Raw genomic sequence first — 25,176 nt, 5'->3', positions numbered from 1 at the left:
ATTTATTTTACTTGCGTGATTGTCATTTGTTCGCCTTCTGTTTTATAAACAAATGTCACTTCTGATCCTTCTTCTAATTCTTCAAATTTCTTCACTTCTTCACCATCAGGGGCGATTTGAAACGCTCGGTCTTCCCCATCTACATTCAGTTCAACTGTATGAAGATCAGCCATGCCATTATAAATACCTGTTGCTTCTACTTCTTCTACTGCTGCTGTTTCATTTTCCGTAGATTCTTCTGTAGGTTCCTTTGTAGGTTCCGTAGGTTCTGTCGTTTCGCTTTCAACTTCTTGCTTAGGTTCCATTGCTTTTACTTGCGTGATCGTCATTTGTTCGCCTTCTACTTGATAAACAAACGTCACTTCTGATCCTTCTTCTAACTCTTCAAATTTCTTCACTTCTTCGCCAGCAGGATCAATTTGAAACGCTTTGTCTTCCCCATCTACATTAATCTCAACCGTATGAAGGTCAGCCATGCCGTTGTAAATGCCTTTAGCTTCTACTTCTTCCACTGTCACTTCGCTTTCTTCGGCTTCCTCTACAGGCTCAGACGTTTCAGCCTCTGTATTTTGTTCAGGTTCTACCGCTGAATCCGCTGCTTGCTTTACCTCTTCATTCTCAGGAGTCTCTTCACTTTTCGTCGTATCTGTATCCGAGCACGCAGCTAATACGCCCCCAGCTAATAATACGGCTCCCATGACAGTTGTCATTTTTTTCATATGTATCTCTCCCTCCAACTACTAATTAACATGCCTACATTGTATCACACGTGAAATTGTTTCCAAAGGAATGACACTAAAAAATAGAAAAATAGGTCTCAAGATTGATACTATAAATGTCACATTTTATCAAATAAAAACGAAGAGATGGTTGGCTTAAATCCGTTTTTTTCCTAGCCATTTCTTTTCTAAAAGAGGTATAATATTAATGTCTATAGAAAAGAGGTTTTACAATGAAACAAGTGATTCATCCACAATTTGACCCATGGGAATCTTATTTGGATATCCAAACAGCAGGTCGCATGCAGCTATCAAATGTTGAGTTTACGACAACAACATTATGTAATATGCGTTGTGAGCATTGTGCAGTTGGCTATACATTGCAAACAAAAGACCCTAAAGCCTTGCCGCTTGATCTGCTCATTCGCAGGCTAGAGGAAGTGCCCGACTTACGAGCACTTAGTATTACAGGTGGAGAACCAATGCTATCTAAATCTTCCGTTCGTAATTATGTACTACCACTGTTAAAATATGCCCATGAACGCGATGTATACACACAAATCAATTCAAACTTAACGATTGAATTGTCTCGTTATGAAGAAATCGCCCCTTATTTAGATGTACTGCATATCTCACATAATTGGGGAACAACAGAAGAATTTGTGGAAACCGGGTTCGCAAACATGGGACGAAAACCAACGATTGCCCAAAGAGAAGCTCTTTTCCAAAGAATGATCGATAATAGCAAAGCATTGTCGCAAATGGGCGTTATGGTCTCAGCGGAAACGATGTTAAATAAAAAAACACTTCCCTATTTAGAAAAAATTCATCGCCAAATCATCGATGAAATGGGCTGTGCTCGCCACGAAGTTCATCCTATGTACCCCAGTGATTTCGCTAGTGCATTAGAATCCCTTTCTTTACAAGAAATGCGGGAAGCGATTCATCATTTACTTGATGTTCGTGACCCAAACATTTGGATGCTGTTCGGGACCCTTCCGTTTTATTCATGCAGTCAAGAAGAAGAGGATCAAAAATTATTAAAACGACTGCAAAACGAACATATGGTCACAGTGAGAAATGACCCAGATGGACGTTCTAGACTCAATATTAATATTTTTAATGGAGAGATTATTGTGACAGACTTTGGAGATGCTCCATCATTAGGAAATATTCAAACGAATACTTTGCAAGAAGCGTATCAAACTTGGATGAACTCCTCCCTCGCTTCTCAATTAAACTGCCACTGCCCAAGCGTCCAATGTCTCGGACCGAATATTTTAGTCAAGCATGCCTATTATGAACAAGAAGACTTTATAAAGAAGGCAGAAATCGTTTAATGACCATAATAAAAAAGCCAGGGCATCCTGGCTTTTTTATTATGACTGTTGGAGCTGTTTCTTCGATTGAATATACTTCCTTCTCATAATCCACTTTGATAACAAACCATGACTTGGAGATAAGACGAATACTACCACAAAGATTAATCCAAGCATTGTCGCCATCGCTCCAGAAATGGAAACATTTAAAAACGTCGCCGCATAGTAACCGCTAACGGCCGATACTACACCGATCACACCGCTTAAAATGAGCATCACACTTAGTTTATCGGTTAATAAATAAGCGGTCGCTCCCGGAACAATTAACATCGCAACGACTAAAATCGCTCCAACGCTATCAAAAGAAGCAACAGTGGTAACTGACACCATCCCCATTAATAAATAGTGAATAAAAAGAACCGGTATACCAATTGCGGATGCTAAGGCTGGATCGAAAGAACTGATTTTTAGCTCTTTATAAAATAACGTAATAACCGTTAAGTTAAATATAAGAACCGCTCCAAGCATCCAAACGGCCTTCGGAACACTCGTCATACCAAAAAGATCCACTGTATCCCAAGGGATGAACGTAATTTCACCCATTAACGCATGATCGACGTCTAAATGAGTATTTCCAGCAAACAACGAGATCAATATGACTCCTACTGCGAATAAAGAAGTGAAAACGACCCCGATTGCCGCATCTGACTGCACGCCACTCGAGTCTAATAATTGAACAAAAAAAGCGGTCAATAGTCCGACAATGGTTGCTCCAATAAACATGTAAACCCCATCAAGACTATGAGTAACTAAAAATGCGAGTACAATCCCAAGCAATACTGTATGGCTAATAGCATCAGCCAACATCGCCATTTTTCTTAAGATCAAAAAACAACCAGTAACACCACAAGTAATCCCTACTAAAGAGCCTGTTAGAATAATCCAAGCTTCATAACTCATCCGTCTACCCCCTCTCGTGCTTTCTTACAAGAGTATTTAGTGATTGTTCATTAGCCACCGATTTGCGTAAACGATATAGCTTGATCAATTTCATTAATAAGCCTCGCTTCGGTGAGAACAACAATGAAACAACGAAAGTAGACGTAGCAGCTAAAACAATAAGAGGGCCTGTCGGCAAACCGACAGCCATCGTACTAATTAAAGTTCCCGTCACTCCTGAAAATGCACCGATCACTCCGGCAATCACAACCATATGCCCTAGATCTTCCGTCCAATATCTAGCAGAAATAGCAGGAGTTATAAGCATCGCAGCCATTAATACAACACCGACAGCTTGAATACCAATAACAACAGCTCCTGTTATTAATGTCATTAACAATAAGTTTAATGTTTTAGATGGAAAGCCGATCCCTTGAGCAAAATCAGGATCAAACGTTAATACTTTAAACTCTTTAAAGAATAGAAAGATAATAAAAACCAGTAGGGCAGAAACAGATGTTATAATTTTCACATCTTGCCCAACCATTGATGCTGCCTGCCCAAAAATAAAATCATCTAATCCACTTTTATTTCCAGTACTAGTTTGTGCGGCCTTTGTTAATAGTACAATCCCAATACCAAAGAAGACAGATAATACTAAACCAATAGCTGTATCAGTTTTTAAACGCGAGTGTCTTGTAATTGCTTGAATACAATAAGTCGCAAGCAATCCTGTTATCGTAGCTCCTAACAATAGCCAAGGTAACGACTTTTCTCCTGTAAGTAAAAAAGCGATACACACGCCAGGCAAAGCAGCATGAGCCATTGCATCGCCGATCAAGCTTTGCTTTTTAAGTAAAGCAAAGCTACCAAGTACCCCACTCGCGGCACCTAAAAGAAGAGACCCTAGTAATACCCATTGAGTGTTTGCATCTTTCAGCATAATTATAAGATGTTCCATGTTACTCTTCCCTCGTTTGGCTTTCGGTGAGAAAAGCTCCTTTTTCTAAAAAAGCTAATCGTCCACCATATGTTTTTTGAAGATTATCTAAAGTAAACACTAAATTTGCCGGTCCAATTTCAATTAATTTCACATTCAATAACATGACCCAATCGAAATATTCTTTCACAGTTTGGAGATCGTGATGAACAACAAGTACTGTTTTCCCCCGCGCTTTCAACTCATTTAACAACGAGATAATCGCTTTTTCGGTAGCGGCATCAACTCCAACGAACGGTTCATCCATAAAATAAACAGTAGCATCTTGAGCAAGAGCTCTAGCTAAAAAGACCCGTTGTTGCTGACCACCAGAAAGCTGACTAATTTGTCTATTAGCAAACTCTTTCATTCCAACCTTTTCAAGACAGCTATAAGCAAATTCAATATCTTCTTTTTTCGGACGCTTCACCCATCCGATATGCCCATATCGTCCCATCAAGACAACATCAATGGCATTCGTTGGAAAATCCCAATCTACCGATCCACGTTGTGGAACATAACCGACCAGCTTTCGTTGCTTATTATATGGTTTATCATATATGCTAACTTCTCCAGAAGCTTTCGGTATTAGACCTAGAATTCCTTTAATCAATGTTGATTTTCCAGCTCCATTCGGGCCGATAATACCGATTAACTTTCCTTCAGGTACTTTAAAGCTTACCTCTTTCAAAACGGGCTTCTTTTGATAAGCAACCGTCAGATTATCTACTTTTAACGGATTCATGTTACTACCTCCTGCTTGTTTATTTTAATGAAGATACAACGGTATCGATGTTATGCTTAAACATTCCTTCATACGTACTTTCAGGTGTCCCCTCTTCTCCCATAGCATCTGAAAATAATTCCCCGCCAATCTGTACTTCATGCCCTTTCTTCTTTGCCCCTTCTACTACCGCATTAATGGAGCGATCTGAAATCGAACTTTCAATAAAAACAGCTTTAATATTCTTTTGAACGAGAGTATCTACTAATGCTTGAACATCTCTTAGTCCGTATTCTGAATCTGTGCTTAACCCTTGTAAGCCCATTACTTCAAAACCATAGGCAGTACCGAAATAACCGAACGCATCATGAGCCGTGACTAATACTCGACTTTCTTCTGGAATCGTTTGAACTTGCTCTTTTCCATAAGCATCTAATTCTTCAAGCATCGCAATATATTCTTTAGCATTTTTTTCATAGTCTTCTTTATGAGCTGGATCTTGTTCGATTAATCCAGCTTCTACTTCTTCAACCGCATACTTCCAAAGTTGAGCATTGAACCACACATGAGGGTCAACAATCGTTTTATCTTCACTATCCGCTTGTAATTTTTCCTCTGGAATATTTTCTGCAACGGCATATGTTGGCTTTTCTTTTCTCATTTTTTCAAATATATCATTCATTTTTCCTTCTAAATGTAGGCCATTATAAAAAATGATATCTGCTTTACTTAACTTTGCAATGTCTCCTTGAGTCGCTTTGTATAGATGGGGGTCTGTTCCTGGTCCCATTAAGCTTTCCACTTTCACATGCTCTCCACCTACATTTTTAACGATATCACCAATTTGAGCAATCGTTGTCGTGACCACTAATTGATCCTTCTCCTCTTTTGCTGCCCCTTCACTATTAGATGACGAACAAGCCGTTAACATCATCGCTAGTATAAGTGTAAACATGACATACATTTTTTTCATTTTATGATCCTCCCTTTTTGTTCTATGCTATTTTTTTGCCCAAACGCAACTTTTAACCTAAAAAAACTCCTTTCCTTTTCTATGCTATGTATGAACATAAGAAATGTTTTATGCCCAGAACTAATTAAGTTGCCTATATACAAAAAATATAACATAGAGAAACTTTAGTCAAGAATGATTTTCATTCTTTTTCATATTTTGTTACATACTACTGTATCAACACAACATTTATTACACTCGTTTCCAATAAAAAAATCAGCCCTCTATTAGAAGGCTGACACTGTTAAATTTTCCATCTACTTTTCAAAATGCCCGCTTCTCGTAGCGTATCGTAAACAATGACGATCGCTGGCCCAACGAATAAGCCGATAAACCCTAATATTTTAAAGCCGACAAATAAACTAATTAAAGCGGCCAATGGAGAAATTCCCATGTTGGATGAAAAGACTTTCGGCTCTATAATGCGGCGCACAACTGTAATTACAATAAACAAAAGAATGAGCCCAATGCCAAGAAATTGTTTGTCTTGGAAAAAGGAAATGATCGCCCATGGAACAAGTACCGACCCTGTTCCTAAAATCGGTAACACGTCAACGAAAACGATTAATATCGAAAGTAACACGGCATACGGTACTTGTAAAATAGATAAGCCGATAAACGCCATGAAAAAAGTAATCGCACTTAAGAAAATTTGCGCTTTAATAAAGCCAATCCCTGCTTTATTTAATTGACCAGTAATTAAATATAGTTTCTCTTTTGTTGCGTCCTTTAAATGCCGATCCGTTTTTACTTTCAATCGAGAGAGTTCAAGACTGAACAAAAAGACGGCGATTAAATATACTAAAAACTCTATTAAAAATCCCGGTATAGCGGTTGCTAAGCTAAATAACCATTCGAGTATCGATTGAGCCATTTGAGTCACAGAATCAATTGAGTTTTCAAGTGTTTGTTCAAAGGAGCGAATCACATCTGGTGGTAACGACTTAAAATAATGCTGGAACTGATCCACGAACTGAATCAATGATTCCTTATAGAAGTTCGTCACAAATGACGGCCCTTTTTGCGCTAACGTCACGATTTGATCGATCACGAGATTGACAACAAACCATACAAATAGAGCGATAAATACTAGGTACAAAATAAAAGTCACAAGAACCGCTCTAAACCGTTGCCATCTAAATCGCGTTATAAACCATTTTACAGAGTTCTCTAATAAAATAGCAGTCACTAAGGCAAGTATAAAAGGTAGCGAATATGGGATCAAAAATATAATAATTAGTAAAATCGCTACAGGTAAAATCCATTTCTTTAACAAAAAAACATCAACTGCCCTTCTTTCATGACTCGAAAATTCTAACTACTATAATAAACTATTCTCGCCAATAAAGTCACTTTATTTTCGTTAAATTACGAAATCTCATCACACCTTTTTCTTTTTCACATGAACCGTTGCTATTTATCGTTTATAATAATAATAAACGATAATAGGCAAAGCATGAATATAGGGAGTAGAAAATAAGCAATGATGCAAAATCAAGCAAAATACGAAAAGGTAATTAATTACATAAAAAGAAATATTTTTAATGGCGAATGGCCAATTGGCAGCAAAATCCCGAGTCAACGCAAATTAGCTGAACTATTCGGTGTCAACCGCAGCACAATTGTCACAGCTCTTGAAGAACTAAAAGCAGACGGGCTACTAGAAGGGGTAATGGGCAAAGGAACGATTGTGGTCAATAACACTTGGACGTTACTCGCTACCTCTCCCCCTGCTGATTGGAATGAAACCACCGCTTCTAACTGGTTGAAAGCTCACTCATCTTCTAGTGTAGAAGGAGCAACTGAAAACGAAGATCATTTTATTCAACTAAGCAAAGGCGAACTCGCACAAGACATCTTCCCTACTGATCATATGCAACAAGTGATGATGCGACTTGCAGATAATTTAGAACCATTTGGTTACGAGGAACCGAAAGGATTTTTACCTTTAAGAGAAGCCATTAGCGAATATATGAGTCGACAAGGAACGGAAGTGTCTCCGTCCTCTATTTTAATTGTATCCGGTGCCTTACAAGGACTGCAATTGATTTCAGCTGGGCTCTTACATAGAGGGTCAACTATTTTATTAGAGAAGCCTTCCTATTTGTATTCCCTGCAAGTATTTCAATCAGCTGGAATGAAGCTATGTGGATTACCGATGGATCGGGAAGGGCTACATGCAGCAGCCATTAAAAAGCATTACGAAAGCGAACGATCCATTGTTTACACGATTCCTTGCTTTCACAATCCGACGGGAACTCTAATGACCGAACAACGGCGAAAAGAATTACTCGATGTGTGCGAACAATTGCGATTACCTGTGATTGAAGATGATATTTATCGGGAGCTTTGGATTGACACCCCCCCACCTCCTTCATTAAAATCATTAGATCCATATGGTCATGTGCTTTATTTAGGTAGCCTGTCCAAAACATTAAGTCCAGGCCTTCGCATCGGCTGGATTGCAGGGTCAGAACAAGTCATTGATCGATTAGCTGAAATTAAACAGCAAACCGACTATGGTTCAAGTTCCTTGTCTCAAAGAGTAGCAGCGGAATGGATTTCAAGCGGCCTTTACGAAACCCACCTATCTTTCGTACGCGAACAACTAAAGGAGCGCCGAGCAACAACCTTGCATATTCTTGATCAATATATGTCTGACCTTGCAGAATGGGACGTACCATCAGGCGGCTTCTTAATATGGCTCAAATTAAAAGTGAAAATCCCATACAAAGAGCTATATACAAAAGCCTACCAACAAGGTATTCTGTTAAATCCCGGCACTATTTATACAGAAGAATCAACTCAGGCTATCCGCCTCTCTTACGGCTACGCGTCGATGAAGGATTTTGAAAAAGGCATCAAACAATTACGAGAAATTATGTTAGAAAATAGTTAAAAAAGGTGATGTTCATTGGATTTTACAATCAATTATTTATCGTTCTTTGTCGTTCATGTGGACGGCAAAGGTGACGATGCTGTGAAACGTGCCCAGCATTATCAAACGCTCGGTGAAGAAGAGTACGAAAACAATCCACTCAAAGACTTCTTAGATGGTGAATTCACCAAGATTGCTAAACGAAAGGCCGACCGGCACCCGAAAGCTGAACAAGTCCCAACAAAAATCGGTTACTTCACCGCTGAACCCGGACATGATTTAACGTCTAATCCGAACTACAACTTGTTCGCCAAAGCACGTGCTGCCTACTCGGTACTAGAATTCCAAGAAGCAAGCGAGCAATTCGCTACACTCTATACACAAACAAGCGCCGTTAGAGGCGGCGTATTCATCGTCGCTAAAGCGCAGATTAAAAAATACTTTGATGACGCCTTCGTCTTCCTATTAAAATGCGACTTCGAGCCAAAAGTAGCGACCATTACGGACGCTTCTTCGCTCATCCAACATGTCGAACTAGCGATCACAACGAAAAACATGAAGTCGATCCAATACCCATACATGCCCGAAGAAGGCATCGTTGAAGAAGGCGAACTAAAAATTCACCAAGCCTCCCACGCTCGCTATTTCGAGGACTTCTTAAAATACGTCGGCTACGAACAATCGATGCCGGAAATCGTCAAGACCCAAGTCATTGATATGGTACGAGAATACACAATTGAAGAACTAGAAGAAGAAAGCCCAGAATTTCAACAATTTGAAGAAGCGATGGAAGTATGGGCAGACAGTCCGAAGCGAGAACTGCAAGAACGCTTTACGACCGATGAAGTTGTCGAAGCCTCCGCTCGCATGGTTGAGCATACGCCTGAACTAGAGCTGAAGATGAAGCTCGATCATATGAGCGTTAACGCTATGCTTTCTGACTTCGGTGAGTCGGTCCACTTAGCTAAACTAGGCGACCGTTATGTTTTATTAATGGAAGCGGACTCGATTGTGTTTGAAAAAGGCTTTTCGCCGATTGAGTTTCATAAGCCGGATGAACTGCATGAGGTGATTGAGAAGATTGAACGGAAGAATGGGAGAGAGTAAGTACAAGTATATAATTATCTTGATTAATGTGCTCTCCTACTACCTCTAATGATCAACATCAAACGAAAATTCGACACGGACAAACAGTCCATGTCGAATTTTTTAACATACTTTAAGATGATGATACTGGTATGACCCAAACTTTCTGTCGTCATCGACTCACTTGCATTAAATGTTGGCCCTTCTTCTCTCTTTTATTTTGATACATCTTTTTATCAGCTTCAGCAAATAGACTTTCCATTCTTCCTATGGAATGCTTATTAAAAGCATATCCCATTGACATATTGATCTTTAAGTCCTCACTGTTTCTATTATACTCGCTAATTTCTTCAGAAAGTTTTTCACACAAGGATTCTACGTATGTTTTACCTGTATTTATGATAATGATAACAAATTCATCTCCACCAATCCTTGAAACAATCGCATTTCCTGAAAAATATTGATTTAATAGTTTAGCAAATTCTTGAAGTAAAATATCACCTTTTTTATGACCATAATGATCATTCAAATATTTCAAATCGTCCAAATCACATAAGAGCATACCGACAGATGCATCTATATGTCTATTATACTTCTCCATACTCTGTTCAAAAAATTCTCGATTATAAATATTAGTCAAAGCATCATGAGTAATTCTATATTCCAGACTTTGTTGTAATTTTATTTTGTCGTCGATATTCCTCATAATTCCCTGAACTGCTATTAATTCACCATTTTCATAAATAGGCGTCGTATACTCTTCAAACCATTTATAATTCCCTTGCCTATCTTTAAGTCGTTGAATGATTGGTTTACTGTAATCAATGTTACTGCTTACTTTGTTAAGCATAATTTCATAATCATCTGGATGAATCATTTCAAAAGGTGTTTGTGAACTATTGTTGAGCGCCTCTAACGTTCCTTCTCCTAAAAAATATTCAACCGAAGGACTTGTATACCTATGTTTGAACTCTGGCTTTACTTCGTAGTAATAAATAACATCCTTTGAATTTTCCACTAATTGAAATATCCGATTTTTATTTTCAAATTCTGCTTTCCGACTCCTCTTTTTGGATATTAAGTATATTCTGAAAACTATAATTCCTAAAATGAAACCTAGCAAAAAGTGAATAAACCCCATTAGCAATTCCCCTTTTATTATGAGCGACCTCATCTACTTTTATAAAGATACCATTTTAACTTTGTCCCCATAAAAAATAGGCTATTTTATACCAATTAGCCTACTGTTGATCAAGATAAATCGGCAACTGGCTGACATAATCTCACGACTTTAGCCCCTATAGTTTTGCGCCTTCACCTTTCGATGAGTTTGCCTTTACCATTTTTATTTTTCGAACATTTTAAATATAAAAATTTATTGTATTCTATTTAAAATTATACATATCTAATGAAACCATGTCAATATACCTAGGAATAATAACATAATAAATGATACCTTACGTATTAAATACATTCTAAAACAAAATGCGCTGGCGAGAAAAGCTTCTATCTTCTCTACCAACGCATGCTATTGAATATAACGTCACTATTTTTTGGACGGCCCCTTGCTTATTATTTCTCCGGTTTAATATAAGGGACGATTGGTGCAGTAGCTCCTACAGAAGCACCTCGAATAAAATCTTGATTTTCTAAAGCTTTGAAATTTTAGGTTTGGCCAGTCAGCATGACTCCTAAAATTTTCACTTCATCAAACTGTTTATTTTTATTTAATTTGAAAAACTCCTGGATTGCTTGGTGATTACCATTTGCATCATATTGTTTAAGTGCATCAATGAAGCTATCGTACGCTTCTTTTGGCGAATCAGACGGATCAAATCCATAAATCGGCATGCCAGAAGATCCCTTACTTTCGTCTACAATTGGGGATGCCATATACAACCATACAATGTTTAAATGAAAAAAATTAACGATTCGCTTCCCGAGGTGAATCCCTTTATTATTGCTACACATAATAAAAAGCACCAAAATCAAAACCGCTCTAAAGCTTCTTCACTTTGAGCGGTTTTGATTGATTTATTTAACTTTCTCTAATAAGCCCATCTCTAAACAAGTAGCCACAGCCAGCTTTTTAACCCCTTCTCGAAACTGAATTTCAATCATCTCTTCGGTAAGTTGAACAATTTCCCCATTCCCAAACACTCGATGCTTCACCAATTTTCCTACTGCTAAGTCACTTCTGCTTCGGATTGCATTCGGGTTTTGCACGAGCGCTTTCTCATGAGATTTTTCCTCTTTCGGACTGATTATTTTTTTAACGTCCGTGACGAAACGAGATTCGATTGTCCTTTTCCCATCACGCACTCTATAATGAATCAGCTCTAAATGGCGTTTTGCTCGTGTCATTCCGACGTAAAACAGGCGAGTGGCCTCTTCCATTTTCTCTTCTGCCCCTCTTTTGTCGTCATCAGAGGATGGAATCACGCCTTCCACTACATCAATCATATACACATGTTCAAATTCTAGCCCCTTCGCACTGTGAAACGTCGAAAAAGTGACGGCATTTTGCCCTTTTCTTGTTTTAGCCGTTTTTAGAACAGATGCTAAATGCTTGAGCCGCCCTGCAAACTCCTCCATCGTTTCTAACGTGTCGGCAATTTCTTCAAGTGTGTTCAAAATACCAAATAAATATTCCTTACGAAAACCCAGTTGTTCACACGTCTTCTCCAATGCTTTCTCATAACCTAACCGATCTCTAATCACACGGATCGCATGCAATGGCGGCATGCCGCTCATTTGCTGGAACGTTTCTTTGCATGCTTTTAATTGTTTCACTTGATAGTCTTTTAGTTGAACATGATTCAATAAGTTATCAAAAACCGATTCGTTATTACGAATTTGCTTCAGTGCGGCCATTTGCTGTTTACTAATATAGCCATTAAACTTCAGGTGAATTTTTTCTAAAATATCGGGGCGCTTATCGGTAAACGTCATCCGCATGAAGTTTAAAATATCTTCCACGACCCAATGTGAGAAAAAGCGATTGTCCGCATCCTTCATATAAAAAGGAATCCCAGCACGGTCAAACTCATTCATTAACATAATGGAAGAAGAATGATTGCGATATAGAATGGCCACTCCAGCAAGCTGTTCCGTTTTCTTCATTTCTTTTACTAAATATTTCGCTTGATACTTGTAATCTGTTAAATCCTTCACTTTAATCGGCTCAGCGGAGGGATTGGCTGTAAACATATTTTTATCGTAGCGCTGCTTGTTTCGTTTAATAAATTGATTTGCTACATCAACGATCTCTTGAGATGAGCGATAATTTTGCTCCATAAACAGAACGGTAGCACTCGGATAGACTTGCCTAAAATTCAACAAATATGATGGCTCGGCTCCTCGCCAACTATAAATCGCTTGATCATCATCTGCAACCACACAAAGGTTTTTATGCTGTTGGACGAGCTTTTCAATCATCGCATGCTGCACCATCGACGTATCTTGACTCTCGTCTGTCAATACATAATCATATCGACGTTGGTACCGCTTAAGAAGCTCGCGATTCTCTTCAAACACTTCATTAGCAATCGTCAGCATATCATCATAATCAAGTAACAGTTGATGCGTGCCTGTTTTCTTGTAGGACTCATACTCGCGAAAAATCCGCTCAGCTTCTGGAACATCGACTTTAATGGTTGACCATTTGTCCTCAGGAATCATCTTGTTTTTCATAAAACTAATATACGTCGTCAGCTCGTCCATTTGATCTTCAGTAATATGCTCACCGACAATCGACTTGAATAAATTTCGTAAGATGATCTTTTTATGCAATGGGCTTTTATCACCCTCAATCATTTGATATGGTGTTCTCGTTTCACGAAAATGCTCGCGCACAACTTCAAAGGCCAAGCCATGAATCGTAGAAAAATCAACGACTGGAAGGTGAGGAAAAAAACGTTCGAAACGCAACTTCATATCGTGAGCCGCTGCCCGACTGAACGTAATCGCCTTAATCCGCGCCGGAGCTATCCTCTTTTCCTCAATTAAATAACCGATCCGCATAATCATTGTTGTTGTTTTTCCCGATCCTGGAGAAGCCAACAGCAACAGCGGTCCTTCCGTTTGAAGCACCGCTTGTCGTTGCATTTGATTTAAAGAAACACCTAATTCACTTTTCTTGCGAACAAAAAAATCTTCTTTTACCGTCATTTCAGATTACCCTTTCAACCGTTCGAATATTTCTTTCAGTATAACATCAAACGGAGACTCATTCACTTGAACTCTCCCAAATCTCGTTTCATAATTCGAAAATGGTGTGCTTCATGAATAGCTAATAATTGAATCGCTTGAATGAGATTAGGGTGGTTTGCTACTGGGTCTAAAAAGATGATATGTCCAGCAGTCTCCTCATCAATTTCTTCAACAAGCTTTTTGACTCGTCTAGTTTCGTTAACTAATAAATCATTTATATCATCAAATGTTAAATTGAGCCGAATATTATTAGGTGGATTTAATACAAACGGTGCTTTCATACTCTTTTTGCGTTTGTTTCCATATTCTTGATAGATGTCATGAATAGACGTAGCATAGGATTTCTTCCTTACACTTTTCGCGTATAACTTTGTACACGGAATCGTTATATTTGCTGCTACTCGTAGCACCTTCATCATTAAATATAAATGATAAACTGACTCACCAATAGACCATTTATCTTCACTAGGTCTTTCCCACAGTTGATGCATTGTCAAAGATTCGAATGTCGGAAACAGGAATTCTCTCTGTTGTTCAAGAGTATTGAAATGAAGCTCGATACTCTCAGATTTCACCTGGATTCTATCCATTCTAAAAATTCTAAGCGGTTTCCAAACGGATCAAAAGTGTAAAAACGCTTTGCTCCTGGTAACTTATCATCTTCAGTAATAACAACCTGACACGAAACTAAGTGCTCCATCAATTCGGTAATATTTTTCACTTCGAACGCAGGATGTGCTTTTTTCGCTGGAGAAAAAGGCTCCTCAATGCCAATATGTAGTTGGATTTTGCCACACTCAAACCAGACCCCGCCTCGTTTTCGCAACTCAGCCGGCTTTTCGATTTCTTTAAATCGTAAAATATCTCTAAAAAACTTTCTTGCTTCTTCCTCGCTCCCCTTAGGTGCTGCCAGTTGAATGTGATCAATTGTCTCAATGTGAAAAGTCATTCGACCATCTCCCCATTTAATTTGTTTAAAATTTCCTTATATAAAATATGGTAACATAAAACCGAGAATAAGTTCTATGTTACCAAAACTAAAATGCTTTTCTATTGAATGTAACGTCTAGCACCGGCATATTCTTCTCCATAGCCAGATGCGTCAATATTATCAATACGGACATGAGTTGATGTATTTGGTGAATGAATCATTGTTCCATTTCCAGCATATATGCCTACATGATGTACTTTGCCTTTTCCTTGATCATAGGCAAAGAATACTAAATCTCCAATTTGGAGATCTTTTTTCTCTACCGGCGTCCCATGCTTAGCTTGAACGGATGAATCTCTTGGAATAGTAATTCCATTGGCATGATACATTGTATAGGTAAATCCTGAACAATCAAACCCAAATCCAGACATACCAGCCCATAAATACGGAAGTCCTAAAAACTTCTTTCCATCATTTAAAATATTTTGTCCAGTCGGTGTCGGTATATTAGTTTCATCATTGTAAATATCGACCAACAAAATAAAGTTTTTTTCAATAGAAACATTCCTTTCACTATTATTTTATTTCAATACCAAGACCCGGTTTATTAGAAATAGTAATTTGGTCTTTTTCGTAGCGAATTCCTGAAACCGGTTCATCTTTAATCCAAAGGGGAGCATCCAAATCAACTTTTGTAATATTTGGATGAGCGATTGCTAAATGAACCGCCGCCGCTACACTAATAGAAGATTCCATCATACTACCAATCATACACTCCACTCCGGCTGCTTCAGCCATATCGGCAACCTGTAATGCACGACGAATGCCTCCTGTTTTCATCAACTTAATATTTAAATAGTCCACAGCCCGTTCTGATAGTAGGTGCAGAGCATCATAAGGAGAGAATAGACTTTCATCTGCCATAATAGGTGTATTCACCTGGTTCTTCACTTCTTTTAACCCTTCAATATCATTTGCTTGAACCGGTTGTTCAATTAACTCAATGTTAAGCTTTCGATTCTCAAGTTCATGAATGATATAAATAGCTTGTTTTGGTGTCCATCCTTGATTAGCATCCACTCTAATCAGCATCTGTTCTCCAATAGCTTCACGAATAGAGGCAATTCTATCAATATCTTTTCTCCACTCTTTTCCTACCTTCACTTTTACAATAGAAAATCCATCATCGACAATTTTAAGAGCATCTTGAACCATTTCTTGTGGTTCTCCTACACTGACAGTCATATCATTTTGCAATCTATTTGTTTTCCCTCCAAGTAATTGGTATAAAGGGAGGTTTAAACAGCGACAAACTGCATCATACAAAGCAATCTCCACAGCAGCTTTTGCACTAGTATTTCCTACGCACGATCTCTGAATAGCTAAGGATAACTCATTGATCTGAAAAATTTCTTTCCCTATCAATTGTGGCCTTATTACTTCTTTAATAATCCCTGTAATACTTGTCAATGAATCACCCGTAATCGCAATTGTAGGAGCCGCTGCACCAATTCCTGTTGTTCCATCTTCTAAAACAATAGATACATATATATTTTCTATCTCGACCGCTGTCCTTAATGCTGTCTTAAATGGTTTAATTAAAGGCAATTTCTTTACTGATACAATCATTTCTTGAATTTTCACAACGACACCCTTTTCTTATAATACTTGTAAAATATATGATGATAAAATCCCGAAATAAGTCCCTAACAAACTTCCCAGTACAGCCATTAGAATCCCGATTGGAATGAGCTCCTTGTGAAAGGAACCAGCCAAAATCGGCGCGGAAGCTACTCCACCAATATTCGAAAGAGAAGCAATGCCCATTGTAAATAAATCTAACTTAAATACTTTTGCCAATATCACCATAATTAATCCATGGAATAAAAGGATCATAAAGCCGGATATGATATATACAGGTGCTTGAAATAATTGTGAGAAATCTGCATGAGAAGCGATTAATCCAATAATGATGTATAGCATGACTTTAGAAATTTCCATCGATCCGGGCATACGCCCAACTTTCGTCATCGCTAATATTAATCCTACAACAGAAGCAATTATAATCGTCCATGTTGTCGCATTTACCGCTGTTCCAAGTTCAGGCAACTTCTCCCCTGCTTTAATAGCGAGTGCCGATACCATTAAACTAAGCCCTAAAAACCCGATTAATTCTACAAAGCCGAATTCTTTTTTATTTTGACCATTACCCGTTTCTAGTTCAGCGGTCATTTGATCAATATAAGATGTATCTGGTTTTGTCCATTTATTAAACTTAGTAGCAAACGGAACTAGCCAGAATAACAACATCACCCAAAAAGAATAATTTACTGTATCCATAATTAAGACATAACCGAAAATGTTTTCTGGTACATCTAAAATATCCTGTAAGATTACCATGTTAGCTGAACCACCTGTCCAACTAGCATTTAAAGCGGCAAATGCCTTCCATGTACCTTCTACGTAAAAGTGATTTAACAAAGCGTAGGTAATCGCAAACCCACCAACAATGCTTAAAGACGCAGCTAAAAAAGTTAACAACATTTTAGGTCCAAGTTTCATAATTTTCTTTAAGTCACATTGTAACAACATCAACATTAGCATTGCTGGCAGTAATAATCCCCTAACCGTTGAGTAAGCGTTTTCAATAGATTCACTACTAGAGAACACACCGAATGTCTTCATTAAAGCTGCCCCAAGGTAAATCAACACGATTCCTGGAACATACTGAAAAAACTTTCCTCCTATTCTCTTCTCCGCGAGTGCTATTACTGCAGTAAACGCTAGCAAAAAGCAAATAAACATAACACCATCTTGAATCATTTATTGTTCCCCCTTTGAATGAATATATCAAATAAAAAACCGACCGCCAGAGAATAAGAAACGTTCTCTAACAGCCGGATTTCAATTGCGTTTAACAAAAGAAGCAGCTAATTATTTATTTGATGATATTTAATACTTGCATTCTTCAATGCAACAATAAGAGCCTTTTGTGAAGAACCAAAATAACGGTTTTCAATTCCATACACAATTTCTTCTATTTGTAGAATAGATTTTCCTACAAGTAAAGAATGTACAAAACGAGAGGTTAGTGAAATAGTAGCTGAACAGTCAGCATCAATGATCTCATGAGTATTACGATCAATCACAAGACCAATAAAAAAAGAATTAAATTGTTGTGTAATAGGATTATTGGATGCTGTCTTGGAATCCCCTATCACATATATAGTATCATTGTGAAACACTAAAATTCCTCCTGCCATTACTGATATTATAAGGGGTATACACAATAATATTTGCGTATATTCAAAATAATAAGAATGGTTAATCCAATATTATTATACTCTCCATACTTTTGACAAGATTTTTTTACTTTTTTCATCAAACAAAAGAAGTTTATAAAGTTTTTTCCAGGTCCCTCTTTCGATTATTACATAAAAGCTATTTCCTCTGACACCTAACCTCTGTATAATAAGCACATACGAACATGAAGGGACTGAACTATGCACAGATGGCGATATTTTTAATCCAGTTACCAAAACAATAATGGAGGTAAAAATATTGACTACAGATCTACACACCGAAAGATTACGTTTAAGAAAAATGAAAGTATCTGATTCTTCTAGCTTGTTTCACATTTGGTCGGACCCTGACGTTACTAAATTTATGAACATCACTAATTTTACCGATGAAAATCAAGCAAAAGAAATGATCGAGTTTTTGAATGATTTAGATCAAAATAACAAAGCTACTCGTTTCACTATCATCGAATTAGAATCTCAAAAAATTATTGGTTCTTGTGGATTTAATTCCCTTGACTTTGAACATGTGAAAGCTGAAATAGGGTATGAGTTAGCGAAAGCATTTTGGGGTAAAGGATACGCTCAAGAAGCCATCCATTCTTTGTTAGATTATGCTTTTAAAACTTTGAAGCTCAATCGAATTGAAGCAAAAGTAGAACCAGAAAACTCGAATTCTATAAGACTTCTCGAAAAATTAAACTTCACTTTTGAGGGAACATTAAGACAGTACGAAAAGTCAAAAGGAACGTTTAATGACATCAATATGTACTCATTGTTACAAACAGATTAATTCAAATCCTTCTCGGGGCTATCCACAAGTCGATATTTCGGCTTGTGGATAGCCTTTTTTATGCATAAGATGCAAACGAATGGAGATTATAACGCTGTAATAACATCTTTTTAAAGGAGCGAGCTAAATGAAAGTCACATCAAACATCGGGATCATTAACGCGTTAATTCGGATCACGGCCGGTTTTACTATTTTTGCTTGGGGCACTTCAAAGCTCATCAATCACCCTTGGAGAAATTCCTATCTAGTCATGGCCATGTTGGGTGGAATGAAAATAGGTGAAGGCATTCTGCGCTTTTGCCCATTAACAGCCTTGTTCAATAAAAGACAAGAAATGCTCGTTTATAATTTTGCTAAAGAAAAGACAACAGAACAAGAAACCCCTTTTAATTACCAATAAAGAATTAAAAACCGCTAACTCTTTCAGTCAACAACCCACCACTTAACAACCTTACGGTCTGTTTGAAGCGGGGGCTTGCGTCTGCCAAAGTTCGACAGTACCTCTACCCTCATAGACGGTAACTACGCTTGTTCCTACCCAGTAGTGCGAACGGTTGTTGAGACCTCCTACCTTAGAGTGGTGGAACATAAGGACGGTTGACTTCGCCCTTACTACAAGAGTCATGCTCCTGTAGTAACCACACCAATATGTTCAATGCCTTTACGGTGTAGGTTCATTGCACCAATACGGTCATCATTTGATTCGTATTGGCAATTTTTACACTTAAAGATGTGTAGTTTTTTGTTTCGATTGGCTTTCTCAATATGCCCACATTTAGGACAAGTTTGAGAAGTATATTTTGGGTCTACGACAATTACCTTCTGCCCATTCAATTCAGCTTTATATTCAAGCATTTGACGGAATTGGTAGAAAGCCCAAGAAACAGAAACATAGCGGTTTTTCACTCGTACTTTTTCAGTTGCGGAGCGGACACCTGTTAAATCTTCTAAAACAAACATAGTACCTCTAGGGTATTTGTCAACGAGTGCCTTTGTAATTTGATGGTTTACATCAGTTACATAACGGTTTTCTCTTGAGCCAATTTGTTTTAGTTTCTTACGAGCAGAGGGTGTTTGTCGCATTTGTAACTGTTTACGAGTAGCTTTAAATTTACCACGCTTATGTTTAACAACGTTTCCGTTGTAGAAAGTGGTTTTACCTTTACTGTCATAAGTGGTCGCAAGGAAGTTGATTCCTAAATCAATGCCGACAATATGATTTACATCGGCAAAGTCTAACTCTTGGTATTCTTTTGTCATAGGGATGTGTAAGAACCATTTCTTGTGCTTATGCACTAATTTAGCTGTACCGAATTTCCAAGTATTATTAAAGTATTTTTTCATAGCCTTACGCTCATAATTTAGTTTTAGACGACCTTCAAGCGTGTTTACACTAAATTGGCTTTGGGTTAGCGAGTAATCTCGATTCCAGACTAAATCATATTCTGCAAGTTTGAACTCAATTAAAGACCATTCATGTCCATTTGATTTAGCTGACTTGTAACGAGCGATGACAGTTTTCATCACGGATTGAGCCATTTGGCTTTTTAGTCCAAATTGATTTCGTAAATCAGAATAATACAAGTCATTAAGGTTTGCTTGATTCAGTATTTTTGTTTCGAAAACATGTTTTGATAGCCAATTGCAAGCTTTACGATAAGCATTAGTTGTTATCTTTAGACTTTCAGCTTGATTATCGGAAACATATATCTGTATTTTTGCAGTAATCGTAGTCATTATCCTCACCACCTTTCACTAACTAGATTATACCAAATTTTTAGTGAAAGTAAACAACTTAAACAGAGAAAGGAGGTGGCAAGGTGGAAGGGTCAGATACTTGATATGGTATGAAACCTTACGATTTTAACATACCATACCGTATCTGACGGCAATTCCCCCCCCACTTATCGTTGGGCTATCGCCCTTCACACGATTGAAGAAGGGGTATCCTTGCCGATTTTAGATGAATTAGCGGTTGTATTTATTTCGTATATGTCATTCATCTTCCTCAATCGTATCTTTATAATTTTCTAAAATATGCAGAAGCTTCCCTCGACGATATATTTCTAAACGAGGAATGCCCGTATGTTTCGTTGCTGCCTCATCTTCAATTTGCACGTGGTTATTATTTATTTTTCTAATCACATATTGGTTCCCTTCGTATTCACCATAGCGAAAATTACCTAATGCAATAAAATCATAAATCACCTTGTAAGTTTCTAAATCCATTATTTCTGAATCAAGAAACTGCTTAATGAAATCCATCTAAAACATCTCCTTATTTTAGGAAGATAAAAATAAATTATGATACGAGAATACAATTCCACTATTTTCAACAACTTTATTATTCCTGAATTGATGTGACAACGATTTAGTGAGTCGTGTAGAAGACAAATTATATTTCAATCCACGCACCCATATAGAGTGCGACCTTGCAATTGTTTAATGGCTGCATCTTTTACTAATTTCAATCCACGCACCCATATAGAGTGCGACACCCATACGGACATATCGTTGACTTTGTACACTATTTCAATCCACGCACCCATATAGAGTGCGACGCCGTTCTCCTTCACCCACTTTTGAGCTTCACGATTTCAATCCACGCACCCATATAGAGTGCGACTGAAAAGAAAAGCGCCGCCTTCCAGGTGAGTTTGATTTCAATCCACGCACCCATATAGAGTGCGACTCTCCATCCCTTCGATCTCTTGCACATCGTAATATTTCAATCCACGCACCCATATAGAGTGCGACCGAAGTAATGGGCATGTTTGGTCCAGCGAAAGATATTTCAATCCACGCACCCATATAGAGTGCGACGCGCTAGTAACATAACTATAATCATGCACATCTGGATTTCAATCCACGCACCCATATAGAGTGCGACGTATACTCCATCATTCGGTATGCTTCACCTTTTATATTTCAATCCACGCACCCATATAGAGTGCGACAGCGATTTTTAGTAAAAACCCCTTAAAATAGAGCGATTATAGACTAAAAACACGCCATTTTCTTTATAAAATAAAGAACAAATCGATAAAAATTACAAAAATAGTAAATAAAAAGCTGGAATATCGGTGCGAATATCCCAAGGATTTCATGTGAGCTATACATTCGCACCCAAAAAACTATAGGTAGTTCATATCTCTTACATTATTTTCTTATTATACCAGAAGTGTTTTTTGTTCATCTACCATCATAATCTATTTTTAATAATCTCTACATATCCACTCAAAGTAAAATAGTGGTGAATGAAAGCTTCATAATTAAACTGCAGCTGATTATTCTTTTTCGCCATTTCATCGATCATGTTGTGTAACGTTTGTTCTGCTAGCTGCAAACCTAATTCTTGACAGGAGCTTGCTAAGCTTTTCATATTAGCCATACGGTAGGAAGGCATTGAATGACAGCCGCTTAAGCAAACGTCATCTAGAAATTCTTCTAGTTCCATCACTACGGACTCAATGGTCATTTGACTCATTCTTTTCCCCTCCTAGTCTAATGTGATATTCGTTATTTCGCCATCAGGGCTGTACAGTGTGATTGGTTCTACTCGATACTCTCCATCTGTTTTATACAATTTACCTAATAAAGCGTGGTGTAAACGATTTTTTCTCGTTAACCGCTCAAATACTTTAATAAGATACTTTGTTTCTTGATTGTAAGCAATCGAGACGATCAATCGATCTTCATTTTTATCGTAAATCGGAATACGTAGTGTTTGGGTCACGTCATTAAACTCACTGTCTCCCCAGGCATGAACGGCAAAAAAGAACAGGTTCCCTTCTTGATTGTCTTCTACTAATTGGTACGAGTGATGAGTTTCATAGAAGTTCCGTAATGCCTCCCAATGGTCGAAGGAACAGCTGTCAAAACGAATATCGCTCACATTCGTACGGGCATCTATTGTACCCGTCGTTTGTTCAGAAGAGGAAAGACGATATTGCTCATTGACTTTGCATCGTTGCAACGTAAACGTATGCCTTGAAAGGTCTTCTAAAGAAGCATTCATATCCCAATTGACTTTTGTCTTATAAAATGACTGAACGCTTTTGAGCGAAGCTTGACTACTATAATATGTAGGCTGCATCGCTGAATACGTGAACCAGCATTGCTTCGGCTCATTGAAAAAATAAGCTGTAATCCCTTCGTAACCAGAACTAGTTTGCCAACGTTTTGCTCCGACACCGATTAAATGTAGGTTTTGGATATCTGTATAAGTCGTTTGGTGCTCACCGATCAACTTTTCTTTTAATGATTGGGACACAGAATGCTGAAGTGCTTGCGTCATTAAATAGATTTTCGTCATTAATTGACGAATCGTTCGTTGGGAGACCGGTGCATTTTTTAATAAATATTTCGATAAAAGCGTACTTAAACTTCGCAATTGTTTTTCTAATCTAGGCATTTGCTCGCTATGGCAAAAGACCGCTAAACGCTCGATACGATCACTGATTGTGACTGGTAGCTTCGTCAGGCCCGTCACAGCGATTTCTTGCAATAACTCTTGCACTTCTCGGATCGCACTATTAGAAACCTTTCTAGTTCGAGACTGTTCTAACTGTTGAACATTCAACACATCTTTAAATAATTGATAATGAATGACCGCCTCGGCACGATGTATACAAAACTCTTGTTCTTTGCAACTGCACACAGTCCAGCTCCATGATGGATTAGATGAAAAGCGAATATTTTCGTTCATCTCACCAAAATCGATCGTCAAGTTTTCTTGTTCTTCTATCGTTGCTTGAATGCCAAATTTCGCTCGAAACACGATGTCATGGAATTGTTTATCCGTCAGTTTTTTTCGAAGTTCCTCCAAGTCACATTCCAATACCCAGGTGAAATCACCCACTGCTTCTTCAGCTTTTTCGGCGCCCTCATCTGATCTCTCTTGCCGCAAACTAATAATCGCTATCAACACATGTTTACATATTTTCTTCGAGGGACAGCTGCATGTGAAATCGGTTAACCCCAGCGTAAAAGAACAAACAGTTTCATCTGAAAGGCGACAAATAAGTTCTTCTTTTTGCTGTTCAGCTGTAACAGTGACTCCGTTATCAATATCTTTTAACGCCCTTTTATATAATCCTTTATTCGCTTTGTTAGTTAGAAAAATTTCATCACAGGATTGAATGAATTCTTTCCATTCATTTACGATATGACCGTTGCTATCCATTTAGACAATCCCTCCGGTGTAAGTAAAGCGACATTTGCTCCCATATTTTTCAACTGTTGAGCCGCTTCTTTATCGTAAACAGGTACAGCTTGATAATCTAAAGCAGGCAATACAATTAGTTTCGCACCCGTATCGAGAATTTCTTTCGCTTCAGCATACATCGAATGTTTCCCGTATCCTTCCATGAGATCTGTGACACAAACGACGATCGTCCGGTAAGGTTCTTCTATTAAACCGCGACAATAACGAAGCGCTTTCGCAATATGGGTCCCTCCACCAAGCTGAATGCTCATTAACGTTTGGACAGGATCATCCAAATCATGAGATAAATCAACCACTTCTGTATCAAAAATGATCAAGTTCGTTTTTAACATCGGTAGCTTCGCAAAAATCCCTGCCATAATCGCACTATGAATGACCGAATCTAGCATACTTCCACTTTCATCTACAGCAATAATGACACGCCATTTATTAAACGTCCTCACTCTTGAATTAAAATATAGTTGATCAATCACCAATCGTTTATGTTCTTGATCATAATTTTTCAAATTTAGTTGAATCGTTCGTTTGACGTCTAAATTGCGAATAGACTTCACATAGCCACGCTGATGACGATTTAATTTACCGACGAGGCTTGCTTTCACGTCGGATTCAAGCTTTTTTTGAATCTCTTCCGCCACTTGCTTGACAATTTGCTTTGCTGTTTCTAATGTTTCTCCTTTTAATAAATGTTTACATTGAAGAACACTTTTCAGCAATTGCATATTAGGCTCAAGCTTCTCTAACGTTTCCTTATCGGTTAGTAATTCTACTAAACCGTATTCATCTAATGCCTGCTTTTCTAAAATTTCCACTGTCTCTTTCGGAAACAGCTCGCGTATTTTGGTAATCCATGCCGGCACCGTTAAAACGGACGAACCTTGACCAGCTTGTCTTTGCCGAACTTCACCGTCTTCACCATACTCACGATGATATAAAAAGTCGAGTACATCATCTACTTCTTTGAATTCAGCATGGTTACCTTCAAGTGGCAATTGCTCTTCAGCAAACTTTCCTAGTACAAGACGCCAACGATTCAACGTTTCTCTATTTGTAGTCAT

22 protein-coding genes, 3 pseudogenes, 1 CRISPR repeat array and 1 riboswitch are annotated in these 25,176 nt (G+C 38.0%); of the genes and pseudogenes, 5 read left to right on the top strand and 20 right to left on the bottom strand.

Annotated elements, in window-relative coordinates; translation table 11 throughout:
* Positions 1–2: 2 nt before the first annotated feature.
* Positions 3–719, bottom strand: a complete 717-nt coding sequence (locus ACSVDJ_RS08130; protein WP_439170496.1) for a LytA/YqiH family protein — start codon at positions 717–719, stop codon at positions 3–5.
* A gap of 233 nt (positions 720–952) precedes the next feature.
* On the opposite strand from ACSVDJ_RS08130, the gene yfkAB reads away from it, so the two are divergent.
* Complete coding sequence (gene yfkAB, locus ACSVDJ_RS08125; protein WP_439170497.1) at positions 953–2,059, top strand: radical SAM/CxCxxxxC motif protein YfkAB; 1,107 nt, start codon at positions 953–955, stop codon at positions 2,057–2,059.
* A 39-nt stretch (positions 2,060–2,098) separates the two neighbouring features.
* Here the strand turns inward: yfkAB and ACSVDJ_RS08120 are convergent, their stop codons facing one another.
* From ACSVDJ_RS08120 to ytvI, 5 genes and pseudogenes are all read right to left on the bottom strand, one after another.
* A complete protein-coding gene (locus ACSVDJ_RS08120) occupies positions 2,099–2,998 on the bottom strand; it encodes a metal ABC transporter permease (protein WP_439170499.1) in 900 nt (299 codons plus the stop codon).
* A gap of 10 nt (positions 2,999–3,008) precedes the next feature.
* Positions 3,009–3,938 (bottom strand): annotated as a pseudogene (locus ACSVDJ_RS08115) (metal ABC transporter permease); the annotation flags it as partial.
* A 1-nt stretch (position 3,939) separates the two neighbouring features.
* Positions 3,940–4,701: a metal ABC transporter ATP-binding protein gene (locus ACSVDJ_RS08110; RefSeq protein WP_439170500.1), complete on the bottom strand. Its 762-nt coding sequence runs from the start codon at positions 4,699–4,701 to the stop codon at positions 3,940–3,942.
* Between the two features lie 19 nt (positions 4,702–4,720).
* A complete protein-coding gene (locus ACSVDJ_RS08105) occupies positions 4,721–5,653 on the bottom strand; it encodes a metal ABC transporter solute-binding protein, Zn/Mn family (protein ID WP_439170501.1) in 933 nt (310 codons plus the stop codon).
* Between the two features lie 283 nt (positions 5,654–5,936).
* Positions 5,937–6,968 carry a sporulation integral membrane protein YtvI gene (gene ytvI / locus ACSVDJ_RS08100; protein WP_439170502.1) on the bottom strand — a complete coding sequence of 344 codons (1,032 nt, stop codon included), beginning with the start codon at positions 6,966–6,968 and terminating at the stop codon, positions 5,937–5,939.
* 207 nt (positions 6,969–7,175) lie between these two features.
* On the opposite strand from ytvI, the gene pdxR reads away from it, so the two are divergent.
* Positions 7,176–8,591, top strand: a complete 1,416-nt coding sequence (gene pdxR / locus ACSVDJ_RS08095; protein WP_439170504.1) for a MocR-like pyridoxine biosynthesis transcription factor PdxR — start codon at positions 7,176–7,178, stop codon at positions 8,589–8,591.
* A gap of 15 nt (positions 8,592–8,606) precedes the next feature.
* Positions 8,607–9,677, top strand: coding sequence for a DUF3900 domain-containing protein (locus ACSVDJ_RS08090; protein ID WP_439170505.1), 1,071 nt, complete (start codon positions 8,607–8,609; stop codon positions 9,675–9,677).
* Between the two features lie 151 nt (positions 9,678–9,828).
* On the opposite strand, the gene ACSVDJ_RS08085 is transcribed toward ACSVDJ_RS08090, so the two are convergent.
* The 9 genes and pseudogenes from ACSVDJ_RS08085 to ACSVDJ_RS08045 all read right to left on the bottom strand — a co-directional run bounded on the left by ACSVDJ_RS08085 (position 9,829) and on the right by ACSVDJ_RS08045 (position 18,044).
* Positions 9,829–10,797, bottom strand: coding sequence for a sensor domain-containing diguanylate cyclase (locus ACSVDJ_RS08085; protein ID WP_439170506.1), 969 nt, complete (start codon positions 10,795–10,797; stop codon positions 9,829–9,831).
* A 119-nt stretch (positions 10,798–10,916) separates the two neighbouring features.
* A riboswitch (cyclic di-GMP riboswitch) is annotated at positions 10,917–11,001 on the bottom strand.
* Positions 11,002–11,228: 227 nt separating this feature from the next.
* A pseudogene (locus ACSVDJ_RS08080) lies at positions 11,229–11,573 on the bottom strand (anti sigma factor C-terminal domain-containing protein); the annotation flags it as partial.
* 117 nt (positions 11,574–11,690) lie between these two features.
* Complete coding sequence (locus tag ACSVDJ_RS08075) at positions 11,691–13,826, bottom strand: ATP-dependent helicase (protein WP_439170507.1); 2,136 nt, start codon at positions 13,824–13,826, stop codon at positions 11,691–11,693.
* 62 nt (positions 13,827–13,888) lie between these two features.
* Entirely contained in the window at positions 13,889–14,443 is a 555-nt protein-coding gene (locus ACSVDJ_RS08070) for a DinB family protein (protein ID WP_439170571.1), read from the bottom strand.
* Positions 14,440–14,817 carry a VOC family protein gene (locus tag ACSVDJ_RS08065; RefSeq protein WP_439170509.1) on the bottom strand — a complete coding sequence of 126 codons (378 nt, stop codon included), beginning with the start codon at positions 14,815–14,817 and terminating at the stop codon, positions 14,440–14,442. The genes ACSVDJ_RS08070 and ACSVDJ_RS08065 overlap by 4 nt, the downstream gene beginning before the upstream one ends.
* Positions 14,818–14,918: 101 nt before the next feature.
* Positions 14,919–15,326, bottom strand: a pseudogene (locus ACSVDJ_RS08060) (C40 family peptidase); the annotation flags it as partial.
* Between the two features lie 49 nt (positions 15,327–15,375).
* Positions 15,376–16,443, bottom strand: a complete 1,068-nt coding sequence (locus tag ACSVDJ_RS08055) for a mandelate racemase/muconate lactonizing enzyme family protein (protein WP_439170511.1) — start codon at positions 16,441–16,443, stop codon at positions 15,376–15,378.
* Positions 16,444–16,458: 15 nt separating this feature from the next.
* A complete protein-coding gene (locus tag ACSVDJ_RS08050) occupies positions 16,459–17,622 on the bottom strand; it encodes a DUF819 family protein (RefSeq protein ID WP_439170512.1) in 1,164 nt (387 codons plus the stop codon).
* Positions 17,623–17,729: 107 nt separating this feature from the next.
* On the bottom strand, positions 17,730–18,044 hold the full coding sequence (locus ACSVDJ_RS08045) for a DUF3870 domain-containing protein (RefSeq protein WP_439170572.1): 315 nt from the start codon (positions 18,042–18,044) through the stop codon (positions 17,730–17,732).
* Positions 18,045–18,345: 301 nt separating this feature from the next.
* On the opposite strand from ACSVDJ_RS08045, the gene ACSVDJ_RS08040 reads away from it, so the two are divergent.
* Positions 18,346–18,891, top strand: coding sequence for a GNAT family N-acetyltransferase (locus tag ACSVDJ_RS08040; protein ID WP_439170513.1), 546 nt, complete (start codon positions 18,346–18,348; stop codon positions 18,889–18,891).
* Positions 18,892–19,018: 127 nt separating this feature from the next.
* On the top strand, positions 19,019–19,291 hold the full coding sequence (locus ACSVDJ_RS08035; protein WP_439170514.1) for a YgaP family membrane protein: 273 nt from the start codon (positions 19,019–19,021) through the stop codon (positions 19,289–19,291).
* A gap of 221 nt (positions 19,292–19,512) precedes the next feature.
* Here the strand turns inward: ACSVDJ_RS08035 and ACSVDJ_RS08030 are convergent, their stop codons facing one another.
* The 5 genes from ACSVDJ_RS08030 to ACSVDJ_RS08010 form a co-directional block, all read right to left on the bottom strand.
* Positions 19,513–20,628: an RNA-guided endonuclease InsQ/TnpB family protein gene (locus ACSVDJ_RS08030; RefSeq protein WP_439170515.1), complete on the bottom strand. Its 1,116-nt coding sequence runs from the start codon at positions 20,626–20,628 to the stop codon at positions 19,513–19,515.
* A 258-nt stretch (positions 20,629–20,886) separates the two neighbouring features.
* Positions 20,887–21,156 (bottom strand): hypothetical protein, encoded by a 270-nt coding sequence (locus ACSVDJ_RS08025; protein ID WP_439170516.1) that lies wholly within the window; start codon positions 21,154–21,156, stop codon positions 20,887–20,889.
* A 134-nt stretch (positions 21,157–21,290) separates the two neighbouring features.
* A CRISPR array of direct repeats spans positions 21,291–21,848; the repeat unit is 32 nt; unit sequence ATTTCAATCCACGCACCCATATAGAGTGCGAC.
* A gap of 245 nt (positions 21,849–22,093) precedes the next feature.
* Positions 22,094–22,378, bottom strand: coding sequence for a hypothetical protein (locus ACSVDJ_RS08020; protein ID WP_439170517.1), 285 nt, complete (start codon positions 22,376–22,378; stop codon positions 22,094–22,096).
* Positions 22,379–22,390: 12 nt separating this feature from the next.
* Positions 22,391–24,076, bottom strand: coding sequence for a hypothetical protein (locus tag ACSVDJ_RS08015; RefSeq protein WP_439170518.1), 1,686 nt, complete (start codon positions 24,074–24,076; stop codon positions 22,391–22,393).
* Positions 24,052–25,176, bottom strand: coding sequence for a VWA domain-containing protein (locus ACSVDJ_RS08010; RefSeq protein ID WP_439170520.1), 1,125 nt, complete (start codon positions 25,174–25,176; stop codon positions 24,052–24,054). The genes ACSVDJ_RS08015 and ACSVDJ_RS08010 overlap by 25 nt, the downstream gene beginning before the upstream one ends.

The sequence above is a fragment of the Bacillus sp. Hm123 genome (assembly GCF_051842975.2).
Lineage (GTDB): Bacteria > Bacillota > Bacilli > Bacillales > Domibacillaceae > Bacillus_CE.
Note: the sequence above shows the minus strand (reverse complement) of the source record. Positions and strands in the feature narration are given on the sequence as shown.

Coding starts and splice junctions, on each gene's coding strand:
- ACSVDJ_RS08130 (WP_439170496.1), bottom strand. CDS start 719: ATGAAAAAAATGACAACTGTCATGGGAGCCGTATTATTAGCTGGGGGC.
- yfkAB (WP_439170497.1), top strand. CDS start 953: ATGAAACAAGTGATTCATCCACAATTTGACCCATGGGAATCTTATTTG.
- ACSVDJ_RS08120 (WP_439170499.1), bottom strand. CDS start 2,998: ATGAGTTATGAAGCTTGGATTATTCTAACAGGCTCTTTAGTAGGGATT.
- ACSVDJ_RS08110 (WP_439170500.1), bottom strand. CDS start 4,701: ATGAATCCGTTAAAAGTAGATAATCTGACGGTTGCTTATCAAAAGAAG.
- ACSVDJ_RS08105 (WP_439170501.1), bottom strand. CDS start 5,653: ATGAAAAAAATGTATGTCATGTTTACACTTATACTAGCGATGATGTTA.
- pdxR (WP_439170504.1), top strand. CDS start 7,176: ATGATGCAAAATCAAGCAAAATACGAAAAGGTAATTAATTACATAAAA.
- ACSVDJ_RS08085 (WP_439170506.1), bottom strand. CDS start 10,797: ATGGGGTTTATTCACTTTTTGCTAGGTTTCATTTTAGGAATTATAGTT.
- ACSVDJ_RS08075 (WP_439170507.1), bottom strand. CDS start 13,826: ATGACGGTAAAAGAAGATTTTTTTGTTCGCAAGAAAAGTGAATTAGGT.
- ACSVDJ_RS08065 (WP_439170509.1), bottom strand. CDS start 14,817: ATGACTTTTCACATTGAGACAATTGATCACATTCAACTGGCAGCACCT.
- ACSVDJ_RS08050 (WP_439170512.1), bottom strand. CDS start 17,622: ATGATTCAAGATGGTGTTATGTTTATTTGCTTTTTGCTAGCGTTTACT.
- ACSVDJ_RS08040 (WP_439170513.1), top strand. CDS start 18,346: ATGGAGGTAAAAATATTGACTACAGATCTACACACCGAAAGATTACGT.
- ACSVDJ_RS08035 (WP_439170514.1), top strand. CDS start 19,019: ATGAAAGTCACATCAAACATCGGGATCATTAACGCGTTAATTCGGATC.
- ACSVDJ_RS08030 (WP_439170515.1), bottom strand. CDS start 20,628: ATGACTACGATTACTGCAAAAATACAGATATATGTTTCCGATAATCAA.
- ACSVDJ_RS08025 (WP_439170516.1), bottom strand. CDS start 21,156: ATGGATTTCATTAAGCAGTTTCTTGATTCAGAAATAATGGATTTAGAA.
- ACSVDJ_RS08020 (WP_439170517.1), bottom strand. CDS start 22,378: ATGAGTCAAATGACCATTGAGTCCGTAGTGATGGAACTAGAAGAATTT.
- ACSVDJ_RS08015 (WP_439170518.1), bottom strand. CDS start 24,076: ATGGATAGCAACGGTCATATCGTAAATGAATGGAAAGAATTCATTCAA.
- ACSVDJ_RS08010 (WP_439170520.1), bottom strand. CDS start 25,176: ATGACTACAAATAGAGAAACGTTGAATCGTTGGCGTCTTGTACTAGGA.